The organism is Argonema antarcticum A004/B2 (assembly GCF_023333585.1).
In the GTDB taxonomy this organism is placed as follows: Bacteria; Cyanobacteriota; Cyanobacteriia; order Cyanobacteriales; family Aerosakkonemataceae; genus Argonema; species Argonema antarcticum.
Genome location: NZ_JAIQZN010000065.1, coordinates 27,978 through 41,713, shown reverse-complemented (window position 1 = coordinate 41,713; position 13,736 = coordinate 27,978). Strand labels below are relative to the sequence as shown.

General features: G+C 43.8%; 12 protein-coding genes and 1 pseudogene. 9 read left to right on the top strand and 4 right to left on the bottom strand.

What is annotated here, in order from left to right; all coding sequences use genetic code 11:
* Nucleotides 1-120: 120 nt before the first annotated feature.
* Nucleotides 121-654 carry a pentapeptide repeat-containing protein gene (locus tag LAY57_RS23990; RefSeq protein WP_249069622.1) on the bottom strand — a complete coding sequence of 178 codons (534 nt, stop codon included), beginning with the start codon at nucleotides 652-654 and terminating at the stop codon, nucleotides 121-123.
* Between the two features lie 102 nt (nucleotides 655-756).
* On the opposite strand from LAY57_RS23990, the gene LAY57_RS23985 reads away from it, so the two are divergent.
* Nucleotides 757-1,563: a Uma2 family endonuclease gene (locus LAY57_RS23985; RefSeq protein ID WP_249069621.1), complete on the top strand. Its 807-nt coding sequence runs from the start codon at nucleotides 757-759 to the stop codon at nucleotides 1,561-1,563.
* A 91-nt stretch (nucleotides 1,564-1,654) separates the two neighbouring features.
* Here the strand turns inward: LAY57_RS23985 and LAY57_RS23980 are convergent, their stop codons facing one another.
* The gene (locus tag LAY57_RS23980) at nucleotides 1,655-3,064 is read right to left on the bottom strand and encodes an LCP family protein (RefSeq protein ID WP_249069620.1); all 1,410 of its coding nucleotides are present in this window, start codon (nucleotides 3,062-3,064) and stop codon (nucleotides 1,655-1,657) included.
* 303 nt (nucleotides 3,065-3,367) lie between these two features.
* On the opposite strand from LAY57_RS23980, the gene LAY57_RS23975 reads away from it, so the two are divergent.
* From LAY57_RS23975 to LAY57_RS23950, 6 genes are all read left to right on the top strand, one after another.
* A complete protein-coding gene (locus LAY57_RS23975) occupies nucleotides 3,368-3,628 on the top strand; it encodes a hypothetical protein (RefSeq protein WP_249069619.1) in 261 nt (86 codons plus the stop codon).
* A gap of 23 nt (nucleotides 3,629-3,651) precedes the next feature.
* Entirely contained in the window at nucleotides 3,652-6,801 is a 3,150-nt protein-coding gene (locus LAY57_RS23970; RefSeq protein ID WP_249069618.1) for an Ig-like domain-containing protein, read from the top strand.
* A 51-nt stretch (nucleotides 6,802-6,852) separates the two neighbouring features.
* Nucleotides 6,853-7,590 (top strand): CHAT domain-containing protein, encoded by a 738-nt coding sequence (locus tag LAY57_RS23965; RefSeq protein WP_249069617.1) that lies wholly within the window; start codon nucleotides 6,853-6,855, stop codon nucleotides 7,588-7,590.
* A 48-nt stretch (nucleotides 7,591-7,638) separates the two neighbouring features.
* Complete coding sequence (locus LAY57_RS23960; protein WP_249069616.1) at nucleotides 7,639-8,700, top strand: mannose-1-phosphate guanylyltransferase; 1,062 nt, start codon at nucleotides 7,639-7,641, stop codon at nucleotides 8,698-8,700.
* Nucleotides 8,701-8,776: 76 nt separating this feature from the next.
* Nucleotides 8,777-9,079: a membrane protein insertion efficiency factor YidD gene (gene yidD / locus LAY57_RS23955; RefSeq protein ID WP_338022475.1), complete on the top strand. Its 303-nt coding sequence runs from the start codon at nucleotides 8,777-8,779 to the stop codon at nucleotides 9,077-9,079.
* Between the two features lie 77 nt (nucleotides 9,080-9,156).
* On the top strand, nucleotides 9,157-10,815 hold the full coding sequence (locus LAY57_RS23950; protein WP_249069614.1) for an ABC1 kinase family protein: 1,659 nt from the start codon (nucleotides 9,157-9,159) through the stop codon (nucleotides 10,813-10,815).
* Nucleotides 10,816-11,154: 339 nt separating this feature from the next.
* On the opposite strand, the pseudogene LAY57_RS23945 reads toward LAY57_RS23950, so the two are convergent.
* A pseudogene (locus LAY57_RS23945) lies at nucleotides 11,155-11,820 on the bottom strand (ImmA/IrrE family metallo-endopeptidase); the annotation flags it as partial.
* Nucleotides 11,817-12,176, bottom strand: coding sequence for a helix-turn-helix domain-containing protein (locus tag LAY57_RS23940; protein ID WP_249069613.1), 360 nt, complete (start codon nucleotides 12,174-12,176; stop codon nucleotides 11,817-11,819). The pseudogene LAY57_RS23945 and the gene LAY57_RS23940, both read right to left, overlap by 4 nt.
* 164 nt (nucleotides 12,177-12,340) lie before the next feature.
* On the opposite strand from LAY57_RS23940, the gene LAY57_RS23935 reads away from it, so the two are divergent.
* Together LAY57_RS23935 and LAY57_RS23930 are read left to right on the top strand one after the other, a co-directional pair.
* Nucleotides 12,341-12,928, top strand: a complete 588-nt coding sequence (locus tag LAY57_RS23935; RefSeq protein WP_249069612.1) for a methylmalonic aciduria and homocystinuria type D protein — start codon at nucleotides 12,341-12,343, stop codon at nucleotides 12,926-12,928.
* Nucleotides 12,925-13,734: a PD-(D/E)XK nuclease family protein gene (locus tag LAY57_RS23930; protein ID WP_249069611.1), complete on the top strand. Its 810-nt coding sequence runs from the start codon at nucleotides 12,925-12,927 to the stop codon at nucleotides 13,732-13,734. The genes LAY57_RS23935 and LAY57_RS23930 overlap by 4 nt, the downstream gene beginning before the upstream one ends.
* The last annotated feature ends 2 nt before the right edge of the window (nucleotides 13,735-13,736 follow it).

Sequence of the window (13,736 nt, the reverse complement as noted above, 5' to 3'; positions counted from 1 at the left end):
TGTCCTCCTTGTCCTCCTTGTCCTCCTTGTCCTCCTTGTCCTCCTTGTCCTCCTTGTCCTCCTTGTCCTCCTTGTCCCCTACATCACCAACTGGTGAGAGACCACACCCTTGTGGGGCTGTTAGGGGCATCCTAAACTATCCCGCGTCGAAACGCCGGTAATTGGGTTGACACCATCTGCACGCTGGCACATCTGTCTCACCTGAGCGCGATCGATCAGCGCATCCGTAAAATCAGCCCCAGTGATCGTTGCACCGTTGAATCTTGAGCTAATCATCAGTGCTTCTCTGAAAATAGCATTAGTCAAGTTGGCATCATTGAATATCACTTGATCTGCTAATGCACCTGAAAGGTTAACACCTGCTAAATTCGCCTCGAATAGAATTGCTTGCGTCAAAATAGAATTGCTTAGATTAGACCCCTGTAAGTTAGCACCCCGCATTTGGGCAGCCGCGAAAACGGCACCATTTAAGTCACTGTTGGAAAAATCGCGATATTCTAGATTCGTTTTGGTGTAATTAACTGTATTTGACTGTGCAAAAGCGAGAGGTGTTGCACCCAGCATTATCCACAAAAATGCCAGACTCAACATTATAATTAGAGCTAAGAAACGCTGCCAAATTGTTTTTACGGTAATGGGAAACTGTGAAAGCATACTAAGATGGGAATAAATCGAGAGTTATATATTAATGTTCGCACAGCATTGGACTAAGATATATATTAACTGTTTAAGTATAGGCGACAGTGAGGCGAGATAATGCAGACGATCGCTCAAACACCAGTCCCACAAATGTCAATTACCTGGCCTCTATTGCCAGATGACTTCATACTACCCGATGACCCTGTGGAAAATACCGACCAGCCTTTACTCGCAGCCGCACTGCGCCAGCCTTTAATGGCATTTCCCGAACTGTGCGAAGACGCGCTGATTGTTTCTAATTTTGCTTTGTGTGCTGCAATTGACGATCGAACTATCTGCAAAGCGCCGGATTGGATGTACGTGCGACCAGTGCAACCTTGGCAATCAACCCAACCTCGTCGCAGTTACACCCCACATACAGAAGGAACTGTTCCTCAAGTGGTAATGGAGTTTCTCTCTGCAACTTATGGGGAAGAATACTCGGTCGAGTTTAGTGAGAGTGTTGGGAAATGGTTCTTTTATGAGCGAGTAATTCAAGTTCCCCGTTACGTTATTTTTCGACCGAATACGGGGCGCGTTGAGGTCTATGCTTTAGAGTCGGAGCGTTATCGTATCCAAACACCGGACGAGTTTGGGCATTATTGGATACCCGGATTAGACTTATTTCTGGGAGTCTGGGAGGGAACCCACGACGGGAGAACAGGCTACTGGTTGCGGTGGTGGGATGGCCAAGGGAATATTCTGCTATGGTCAGAAGAACAAGTAGAACAGGAACGCCAACGCGCTGAACAGGAACGCCAACGCGCTGAACAGGAACGCCAACGAGCCCAGTCGGCGGAAGAGTTGCTGGAACAGGAAAGAGTGCGATCGCAATCCTTATTAGCTCGATTAAGAGAAATGGGAATCGAGCCAGAACAGTTGTGAAAAGTAGGTCGGCGTAAATACAGCGCCTTTCAGATGAGTGAGGTACAGACCAGAAACCGGGTTTCTGGTCTGTATAACCTCTCAGTATAATTCAGTTACCAGTCAAAGAATTAAGCCAATCTTCACCCACACGAAGCGTCAAATCCGATTCGATATCACCAGTAGAAGCCGCCTCAATATTGCCCCAACCCAAAGCCGTTTTTAGTCTTTCGGCTGCTTTTAAATCACCTTGTTGCACAATAATTTGAGTTCGATTTTCCTGTTCTGGCCAATCCTTTACTAGATAGATATTGCGAAAGCCCAAACTTTTCAAATAGTCGGCAACGTGACGACTCATTTGAGGTTTACCGGAAGCATTTTGAATGGCAATGCGAACAGAATTATCGGAAGGTTTGGCATTTGTGGCAACATCCTTTAAGTCCAGACCGAAATAGTCGTGCATGATGCGATCGCGCCCAGATTTATCCATAACCCAGTAGCTAGCGCTGTATTCCTTTGGATTGCTGAAACGACCGGGCAACATCACCATTTTGATATCAGTTTTATCCAGCTTAAGGGCAAAATTTGCCAAGGCCAGCATTTCTTCCAAACTGATATTAGTGTCAACGTATCTTTGCACTACCCGCATCATTTGAGGCAAGCGCGGTAACATAGTTGGACTCGTCAGACGTGACTGCAAAGCCTTCAGCAAAAACTGCTGTCGCTGCACCCTACCTATATCGCCTTTATCATCGTGGCGGAACCGCGCAAACTGCTCAGCTTGTTCTCCATTTAGAGTTTGCCATCCCGGTTCCAAATCAATTTTTAGATGTTGAGTTTCGTCCGCATATTGCATTTTATAAGGAACAAAAACTTCAACGCCGCCCACAAGATCTACCAATTCTCGAAAAGCATCAGCAGTGACGCGAATGTAACGATCGATCGGCGCATCATTAAGCGTATTGCTGACAATTTTTGCTGCCAAAGAAGGGCCTCCATCAGCATTGGCTTGGTTGATTTTTTTGATACTCAATTCGGCATTTTCTACACGGGTATCTCGTGGAATCGAAAGCATTTTGACCGAATTGGCTTTGGGATCTATTCGTAACAGCAACATCGTATCGCTGCGACCGTTCATGCTGGCGGCTGAGTCTGACGATACATCGGGAACGCGATCGATCCCCATCACTAAAATATTGACAGGTCGTGACAGGCGATACACAAAAGCGTTGCGCCATAACTCGTGCAGCGACAGACTTCGATCCTGAAGCATTTGCTGCGATAGGGGTGCAAGCAGCGCCACAGTTGCCCCAAAAGTAGCAGAAACCGTCGTTGTGGCAATTAAAGCCAAACTCCAAAACAACCACCTGGGTATGGGAGGGCGTTTGAAGGTATTCAGCAAACGACCTGTCAAGCCTTGCAGCTGTCTAAAAACTGTCCCAGAATACTCTTGAGATTTTTGAGAAAAATTCGATGGTTGAGATTCTGACCCACCGTTAATCGATTCTACTCCGTCTAACACTCGTCACACTCCTACCACACCAGAAAACCCACAGCTTGAGTGTATCTTTATCTACACACAAGTCAAGGTGATTATAACTTGGGATCTCTACTATGGTGAAATTCGTTTGAATATCATATAGAGAAAGGCATTGACAAGCAGAATAGAGAAATCATCTTTGCCCATTCGTTTGCTAGGCGATGGCTGGAGCATCCGAGATAACAGTTTTTTATTTCGCCGTCGTGGGTCAGCTTAAAGTACCCTACCGTTGCATTCCCCTGGAGATTCACGAACTCCATATAGGGCTGTTGCTCTGCTGCGAGTGTGGAGGGTGCGGAGGGTGCGGAGGGTGCGGAGGGTAAACACTCAGCATTAAAAATTTCTTCCTCAGTTGGCAAATATCGAATAAAGTCACCCGTTTTGGTGAAGCAGTTTCTCTCACCGGCTTCTGATAATGAAGTATCTGATTTTTCCAAGCAATTAACCCATCCTCACTCATCACCAGTGAGGGACTTCTGGGAAGTTGTGAAGGTATATTTCCGGCTGGTGATGAGTGAGGGTGCGACGGCTGACAGAGAGAAATAAAACTAACTCGTAAGGCTGCAACTATGTTCCAGCAGATCGCTACCCCGCTTAACCAATCTTTACAACCATTAGGTATTACTGCCTATGTTGGGTTAAAAGATGGTTGTTTGTACGTATCCCTTGTATCAGTTGAAGTTCCCGATCGATCGACTCTAGTTGAATTGATTCGTCAAGAAATAATAAAATTGCAAGATGAGTCGATCGAAGTTGCCAAAATTTCCGGACGGCAAGTAGGAAATAGCAATCCCGTTTGGCAGCAAGAACTAAATCTGAAAGTTGTCGCGCCGCCAGTTCCCAGTTTTAATGTTAACTTTGAAGGAGAAAATAGCGGTCAGTTAGCGATCGGAAGTCGTATCATTCAGATCGGTTCAGTTCACGGCGGTATAGTAAATATTGCTTCCAACGAACAGCAATCCAATCCCAAATTACGCCCCACACCTGTATTTTTGCGTCCGCGTGCTTTTCCTAATTTAGTGGGAAGGAAAGAACAGATTGAAAATGCGATCGCCAGCCTTCAATCTAACCAATCTGTAGAATTTTACAGCCAAGCTGGATTAGGTAAAACAGTCCTTTTGCGTCATCTAGCTTATCATCCTCAAGCCTCCTCATCATTTCGAGATGGAGTGATCAGCTTTTCCACTAACTATTTACCTGTAAGCGATTTCCTACAATCTTTTTTTGACGCATTTTACGAAAGCGAAATTACGTTTAAACCTACGGAAACCCAAATTCGTATTGCGCTACAAAATAAACAAGCTCTTATTCTTTTAGATGATAATAACCTCGCACAAAATGAACTCCAACAACTGATGGATGCGGTTCCAAATAGCACTTTTTTAATGGCTTCATCAGAACGTTGCTTGTGGGGAGAAGGGAAAGCTATTCTAATGCCAGGGCTTACTTCAAAAGATGCTTTATCTTTATTAGAAGTTGAATTGCAAAGAGCATTAACTTCTGAAGAAATTGCTGTTGCACAAACTCTTTGTAATATTTTAAAAGGACATCCTTTACAGTTACTTTTAGCAGCAGCAAGAGTTAGGGAAAAAGGGGAATCTTTTGCAGAAATAGTCAGTCAAATCCAACCTACTATTCCAACCAAGTCATTACTAAATAAAATCTTATCTTTCCGGTCGAAATCAGAACAAAAAATTTTGCACCTGTTAGCTGCTTTAGGTGGAATATTTATCCTACCACAACAGGCGGCTGCTTTGACAGAAATTACAGATAATATAGAAACTATTTTGCATAAATTAGTGCAATTGCGTTTAGTTGAAACTGATGGCGATCGCTATAGTATCAACCACAGTTTAGCTGAAGTTTTGCAAACGGAGTGGGATTTAACAACCTGGTTAGAAAAATCTCTTACTTATTTTACAACTTTTTCTGCTCAACAGCCTAGTCGTTTATTATTGGAAATTAATCTGCTCTTGCTAACCATAAAGTGGGCCATTGGAGTTGGGCGTTGGACAGAAATATTGTACTTAGTAAAAGTAGTAGAAAGCAGATTAGCTTTGAGTAAAAAATGGGGATTATGGCAGCAATTTTTGCAATGGGGATTGCAAGCCGCACAGGGATTGAAAGATCGACCATCTGAAGCTTGGGCTTTGCATCAAATTGGAACTCGTGCTCTCTGTTTAGAAGATTATGTGACTGCTGACAATTTTCTCAATCAAGCATTGCAAATCCGAGAATCATTAGGTGACAAAATTGGGGCAGAAATTACCCGCCATAACCTAAACTTAGTACCAGTAACACCCCAGCCAAATCCTCCTGCAAAATCAGATTTTTCAGTTGTGTTTAAAAGTGCAATTAGTATTTTAGTTTTAATATTCGGTGGATCGCTGATTTGGTCTATTTGGCCAAAGGTCGTTCCAGATCCGATAATTACACCGCCGCCATCATCACCACCGATAATTACACCGCCGCCATCATCACCAACAGCGATACTTAAAGTTAGTTTAAATCCTAACAGTTTGGAATTCGCAGAACAATCAGTAAATAGATGGCAATCGAAACCAGTCACTATTATCAATCAAGGTACAGCACCTTTAAAGGTTGGTGAGATTACCCCCATTGACAATAAAGGCGACTTTGAGAAGATTAATAAGTGTCCTAATACTATTTTTCCGGAAAATAGTTGCCAAATATCAATCAAGTTTTATCCTAAAACAGAAGGAGAACACCGTGCCAGATTGACTATCACCGACAACGAAGGTAAAGAAGTGAAATCCTTACTTTTGAGTGGAATTGGAATCAATCGATCCCCAGTAGCGAAAAATGATACAATAACCACTCAAGTGAATACGCCCATTCAGATTAAGGTGCTTGTTAATGATACAGATCCCAACGGCGATCCATTTACAATTACAAGTTCCTCTCAAGGTGAACATGGAAAAGTAGAAATTAACCGTAACCGTACAAATATAACTTATATTCCCAATCCTGATTTCTTTGGGAGCGACAAGTTTGATTACACGATTAGCGATGGTAAAGGCGGAAAGGCTACTGCCACAGTTACTATTACTGTAGAGGAGCCGAAACCACCAGAAAATAGACCACCAGTTGCAAATAATGATAACATAAATATTAACAATTCTGCCTCAGAGAAGGAATACTTATTGATTGATGTACTAAAAAACGATAATCCCGACGTCGATTCACTCACAATTATAAGCACCTCTCAAGGTGAAAAAGGCTCGGCGAAAATTAATGACGATCAAACTATAACTTATACACCTGAGCGGGGCTTTTCTGGTACAGATACATTCACCTACACGATTAGCGATGGTAAAGGTGGAGAGGCTACTGCTACAGTTACTATTACTGTAGAGGAACCGAAACCACCAGAAAATAGACCACCAGTTGCAAATAATGACAGCATAAATATTAACAGTTCTGCTCTCAGAGAAGGAATACTTATTGATGTACTAAAAAACGATAATCCCGACGTCGATTCACTCACAATTATAAGCACCTCTCAAGGTGAAAAAGGCTCGGCGAAAATTAATGACGATCAAACTATAACTTATACACCTGAGCGGGGCTTTTCTGGTACAGATACATTTACCTACAGGATTAGCGATAGTAAAGGCGGAGAAGCTACTGCCACAGTTACTATTACCGTAGAGGAACCGAAACCTGAAACATCAACACCTGGCATATCCCTTCGATAATGATGGTTAACAATTTAACTTAGTTCATTTTACTTTTATCAGGAAAACACCATGAACGAACAACCAAAATCAACCAGTTACAATATCAATTTTTCTGGTAACAATAGCGGACAATTTGCTGTAGGAGAAGGAATCAATCAAACATCAACAATCGGTGTAATAGCCAAACCAGACGTTAACGAAGGTATAGTTAACAAAGGCGAGATAAAGCGAAAGATTTTGATTTTAGCAGCTAACCCAAAAGGCACAACACCAGTGCGTTTGGGTGAGGAAGTCCGTGAAATCGATGAAAGCCTACAGCAAGCTAAAAATCGCGATCGGTTTATTCTAGTGCAGAAGTGGGCAGTGCGACCAGGAGATATTCAGCAGGCAATGCTGGAGCACAATCCCCAAATTGTTCATTTCTCTGGGCATGGTACGGGAGATGACGGTCTGGTATTTGAGGATGAAACTGGGCAAGCAAAGTTAGTCGATGGAGAAGCCCTAGCGGGATTGTTTAAACTGTTTGCTGACCAGCTTGATTGTGTTGTTCTTAACGGCTGTTACTCGGAGGTACAAGCAAAGGCGATCGCCAAATACATCAACTATGTCGTCGGTATGAATCGGGCAATTGGTGATAAAGCGGCGATTAAGTTTGCAGAGGGATTTTACAAAGCTTTAGGCGATGGGCAAACCGTTGAAGTTGCTTATCAGCATGGCTGCGTTGCCATTAGGTTAGCAGGTATTTCAGAGGAATTAACACCTGTCCTCAATCTAATCACCAAACCCCAAAATCAAGTGTTACCCTGAACAAGGAAAAACCTTGTACGATATGGGGAAATGGCAAAAAAATAAACAATGAATAACTCTTTGATTCCTGTTATTCTGGCTGGTGGGAAAGGGGAACGCTTCTGGCCCCTCAGCCGCAAGCATCGGCCTAAGCAGTTTTTAAGTTTAGATGGAAGTGGCAAAAGCTTGCTGCAAGCCACGTCTGACCGACTTTTGGCAATGGCGGGAGTCTGGGAGAAGTTGTGGGTTTGTACGTCCAGTCAGTTGGCTGATGGAGTGCGATCGCAATTACCCCTACTTCCAGCTGACAACCTGCTGGTAGAACCGGAGGGACGCGACACCGCGCCAGCTGTAGCTTGGACAACCCTGGAAATCGCCAGACGCTATGGCGAGAACGCTGTAGTGGGCTTTTTCCCGGCTGATCACTGGATTGCAGATGAGGCGGCTTTTCAGGAAACGATCGCCGCCGCCACTCAACTAGCCGCCGATAAAGATGCGATCGTAACGTTGGGGATTAAGCCAAGCTATGCGTCTACTGGCTACGGCTATATTGAGCAAGGGGAACAAATTGCCACGTTTGGGGAGTTACCTGCTTACCAGGTGAGTCGGTTTACGGAAAAACCCGATCGCGAAACGGCAGAAGCGTTTTTAGCAACCGATCGTTTTAGTTGGAATAGCGGAATGTTCGTGTTTCGCGCTGGGGTTGTGCTAAAAGAACTCCGTACCCACGCACCGGAAATTATGAATCCGCTAGAAGAAAAAGGCGTAATTGCTTATTCCCAGTTGCCGAAAAAGAGTATCGATTACGCTTTGATGGAGAAAACGAACCTGGCGTATGTGTTACCTGCTTCTTTCGGTTGGGACGATTTGGGGGATTGGAATGCGATCGAACGTTTACTCAAAGGCGATAACCAGAATGTAGAATTAGCTACTCATGTTGGGTTAGATACGCAGGGGGCAATTCTCTACGCCGCCGATGAGTCGGAGGTGATTGTTACCATTGGGATGGAGGATGTGGTGATCGTGCGCGATCGAAACGTCACCCTAATTGTCAAAAAAGACCGCACCCAGGAGATTAAGCAAGTACTTAAAAAACTGCAAGACGATCCAAAATTCACCGACTTGTTGTGAAAATTAAAACTATTGGCAGATGCGCGATCGTGACTTTTTTAGCTACACATTAACTGTGCTTCATTTTTGTAGATAGATGGTTATGCAAACCAGCACTTTTGAATCGGTAACCCAGATAACACTAATTAATTTGATTAGCGGTTATCAAAAGTCCATTTCCCCCAAAAAAGGTTTTGCTTGTCCTCATCGACTATTGCATGGTGGTGAATCTTGTTCTGATTATGTCAAAAACATCCTCACAGAACAAAGTTTAGTTTCCGCCCTGGAATCTTCGATCCAAAGATTCAGGAATTGCGCCTTAGCCAGCAAAACCTTAACTTCCGCACATACTAACGCCGGTTTTAGGTGTATCGTTCTTCCTTGTTGTTTTCCACTTTAACTATGTAATTGGTCATTAGTCATTAGGCTAATTCTCCAAATCACTAATGACCAATAACAACTAACAACTAACCAACTATGTTTTTAACTCAAAACGTTTCTCGTCAGCGCGATATTATCGAAGTCTTCTTACGCAACGGCTGGGACTATATGCGACGGTTGCTGACTGGTAGCAAAGCCGATGAACCTCAGTTACCGCCGCCAGCAGTTCTACGGAAAATATTAATAGAATTAGGCCCCGTTTATGTCAAATTGGGACAGTTGCTGAGTACTCGTCCCGACTTGCTGCCATCATCATACATTGAAGAATTATCGACTCTCCAAGATGATGTGCCGCCAGTTGCTTGGGTAGATATCGAAGTTGTCCTGCGGCAGGCATTGCGAAAGCCTTTAGAAGAAGTTTTTGCCTCTATTAATCCTAGACCAGTTGCGGCAGGTTCGATCGCACAAACTCATAAAGCGACGCTAGCAGATGGACGGGAAGTAGCATTAAAAGTTCAACGTCCTGGAATTGATACTATTGTTGACCAAGATATCAGTTTAATCCGGGGTGTAGCGGATTTAGCCGCTCGCACCGACTTCGGTCAAACCTACGATTTCAAAGGCTTAGCCGAAGAATTTACTAATGCGCTGCGGGATGAGTTGGATTTTACCAAAGAAGCCAGCTACACAGATCTACTGCGGCGGAATATGTCTACCAGTCGCTGGTTTGACCCCAAGCAATTGGTAATACCAGAAGTTTTTTGGGATGTTACGACGGAAAAGTTACTGGTTTTAGAGTGGCTGGATGGAGTGCCGCTTTTGTCAGCAACTTTCACAAGCGAAAATAATGGTAAAAGCGGTGTTTCTACGGCTCTAAACCGACGCCAGGTAACAACACTTTTATTCCGCGCTTTCATTCAGCAAATTTTTATTAATGGATTTTTTCACGCAGACCCGCATCCCGGCAATATATTTTATCTAAAAGATGGCCGAGTTGCTTTGCTTGACTGCGGTTTGGTCGGGCGTTTAGACCCGCGCACTCAGGGAATTTTGACGGAAATGATGTTAGCAATTGTCGATATTGATGCTCAACGTTGCAGTCAGTTAACTCTGCAACTATCGGAGTCTAATCAGCTTGGCAATGTGGCTAAGTTGGAAAATGATTATGACCGGATGCTAAGAAAGTATTATAACCGGAGTTTGTCGGAAATCAACTTTAGTCAGGTATTTTATGAAGTGCTGCAAATTGCCCGCGACAATAAAATTAAATTGCCCAGCAATATGGGTTTATATGCGAAGACGATCGCAAATTTGGAGGGCGCTGGACGTACATTCGACCCAGGGATTAACCTGTTAGACGAAGTTAAGCCGTTGCTGACAGATTTGTTCCGCAGGCAATTGTTTGGAGATAATCCGCTGCAAACTTTATTGAGAACTGCTTTGGATCTCAAAAGTTTGTCGCTGGAATCTCCGCGCCAGGTTGAGTTATTGTTAGAACGGGTAACATCTGAAACTATAAAATGGAATATAACGATAAAAGAACTGGAACCGTTGCGCCGCAGTTTGGATGATTCTGCTAATAGGCTTTCGTTTAGTATTTTGGTTGGTTCGCTGATTATGGGGGCGGCAACTATCTCTGCTAACGCGCAGGGGAGTCAGCTATCTATTTTGAGTACGGGCTTATTTGCTGCGGCCAGTTTTTTGGGGTTGTGGTTAATTATTAGTATTCTGCGTTCTTGGCGGAAGAGGTTTTAGTTGATTAACAGAGGTTGTATGAGGAAATAAAATTTTAAACCATTCGTAACTATTTAGAGCGATCGGGCCATTGGTTATTAATCATCTATTTACTTTCTTGGCTTACGCCTGTAGTGCGATCGAACGGGAGTTCCATCCCGGCGTCTATAGCTGCGAACCTGGGTAGAACCAGAATCGCTGTCGTGATTTGTTCTAAAAAACTGAAAAATCAGTACGATCGCAATGATGATTATTATTAACTCCATATTCATTAAATCCAAGTATGGGTAGTTCAGTGAATGAGGAGCGATCGCTCTCTAGCCCAACGCCTATTTCTTTCGACTTCTTTCGACTGGGTGCAGCACTACCCAGATAAATTTGCCGAGACCCTTCAGGAATGTGAATCCAGCCAAGGTTTTGTAATCGATTTGTAAGATTAGATATTGTCACACCAATCTCATCTGCCATTGCGTATAGGTGACGCCAGTTGGTTAAATCACGCCCCACTCGTTTCTTTTCCAAGATGTGTCGAGGCATTAGCAAACAGCTAGCGAAATACTGAGCTTGCCATTCCCTCCAATCAATCTGATTGTTAACACTGCTTTTATTAAGCCCAACGCTAGTATGGCGGCACAAGGACGGCTCTACAGTTAACTCATTATCTAGTAGACCTAGCTCCATCTGTTCTACAAGACAATCAGCTTTATCTTGGTCAACATGAAGTACCCAGTGACCAATTTCATGGGCGATGGTCGATGCTGCATATCCTTCGGATAGGTTTAGAATATCTTCATTAATCTCAATTAGACGTTCTAACGGCAGAATCCTAGCCGATATCGGCTCTCCGTTTTCAGGAGGTATGCTGTCCCAAACAACAGCCAGATCCAGAAAGTCTGCTACACGAGTGACATCTAAAGGCCATCTGGGAGAGAACTTGGGCGTTTCCTGCATCCGCCTGAGAAGGTCATTGGCCTGCTTCTCAATTTCTTCCTTATGATAATATTGATGCGGTTTGATTACGCTCAACTTTGGTTCTCCTCATCTTCTGGTTGTGCAGCTTCCTGAAAGACTTTTTGAGCAAAATTAGGATCTTCCTGCAATCGACGGAATAAAGCAGGCATCTGCTTGTGGTTTTGCTTAAAAAAATCCTCATCACGCTTGGGGATACGACCAGCGAGGTAAGTTAACTCTTCGGCGTCCAGATCCAAGTGGTGTGCTAAAGATCGAATGTATTCCTCGTTGAGGGGGTTGTCAGGGCGATCGTTTTCTAGTTTCGACAAGTAGGTAAAATGCACGTTGATTTCCTTCGCCAGTTCTTTCTGACTGTACCCCTTTTGGTTACGAGCGTCTCGGATAACTTTACCGAAGCTTGTTTGGTTCATATTCTTAGTTAGTATTTTTGTACTATCTTACCCTGAAACTACGAAAAAAAATAGCAATTAGCTTGACTAAATAGGCAACTTTGACTAAAAAATCAACTTCTATTAAGCGTCGATTTGGCGGATATCATGTAGAACATAGAGTCCCAAAAACACTATAGAACCTTATGACTTCTCCAAAAGTTTATACATTTCAGCAAAGCTCTCCAATCGAGCTAGTCACAGAAACGGGGCAAGAAGTTCAGATCTCTATTCACCAACCCAGTTCGTTCATGTCTAAAAACCTAGAGCGAGTCTTACCGGATTGGACTTTGCCTGTTGCCTGGGTTGTGGTTGTGTTGCAGCAATCCCGATTTGCACTAGGGGAGACTGCAACTCACATCGAGAGAGAGAAAGATCGGTTGCGGGAAAGGTTCATGCGCTTTGGCTGCACGGTGGTTTCCCATCTTCGCGACCAAGGATTCTTGGCCGATCTGATAGATCCTCGCGATGGTTATCCCTGGCTTTCACGTCGAGGAGAAATCCCTCACGATGACACAGCTGTAGTTACGGCGTTACTGGGCTTCCCAGTCACTACTGGTAACTGCTCTATAATAACTCACCCTAGCTGGGGTAATGCCGTCTACCCCAGTATCTTGATGTCTTCGGCTTCCCCGCAATTCATCAAACCTGCACTGAAAAAGGAGGCAATTCAGCAAGGCTGGAAAGAGCCAACAAAATATTTGCAACTATCCCTTCCTGGAGTATTACAGTGAAGACTATTTGGCGACCGTTTGCCAGCTATAATCTTTGGTCTTTATTTGCTCCACCTGTAGGCCAAGAACGCTGGCATTGTGACATGAAGCGGGGTTTCCAAAAGGCTCGAAAGAAAGAACCATCTGTTGCAGCTCTTTTAGAGCAAGACAACACACCCCAGCGGATTGGTCATTTAGCGCAAAGGGTCGTCTACGAATTTCATCAAGAGACTTACCTGTTAAATCAGTCAGACGGTGTGGCGCGAGTGGCAGAGATTTTGGAATTGTACCAAGAGTCGGATGAAGTTCAGGAGCGAGTGATTTCAATTCTGAAAAATTACCAGACTAATCCAATTTTAGTTGGAAAGACAATCATTCATCTGAACCGAGGGGATGAGGGATTTCCTACACCAATTACTATCCAGCAGGGGAGTTATATTTTCAACTTTTTTGCTGCTATCGACTGCATTTTTACAGAGCCAGATGGTACACTGCACATTTTAGATTTCAAGACGGGTAAATCTGACTTCGATCGCCGACAGGGATTTGTTTACCTACTGGCAGCTAACTATCTCTACCCGCACTCTAAAGCTATTGCCTCATTTTATAACTTGGAATCCGGTAAGTGGTCAGAGCCAATTTCTGCAACCGCTGCCCAGCTTAATGCCATCCAGATTGAGTTAGCGCGGATAGCCCAGCTGCATGACTTGGAAAAAAAACGTTACAGGCAAAATCCAGACGATTTTGCCCAAATCTTTCCACCCAATTCGGGTATTAACTGCCAATACTGCCCATTTAACTCAATTTGTGAATTTTCTGTCTCTTAGGT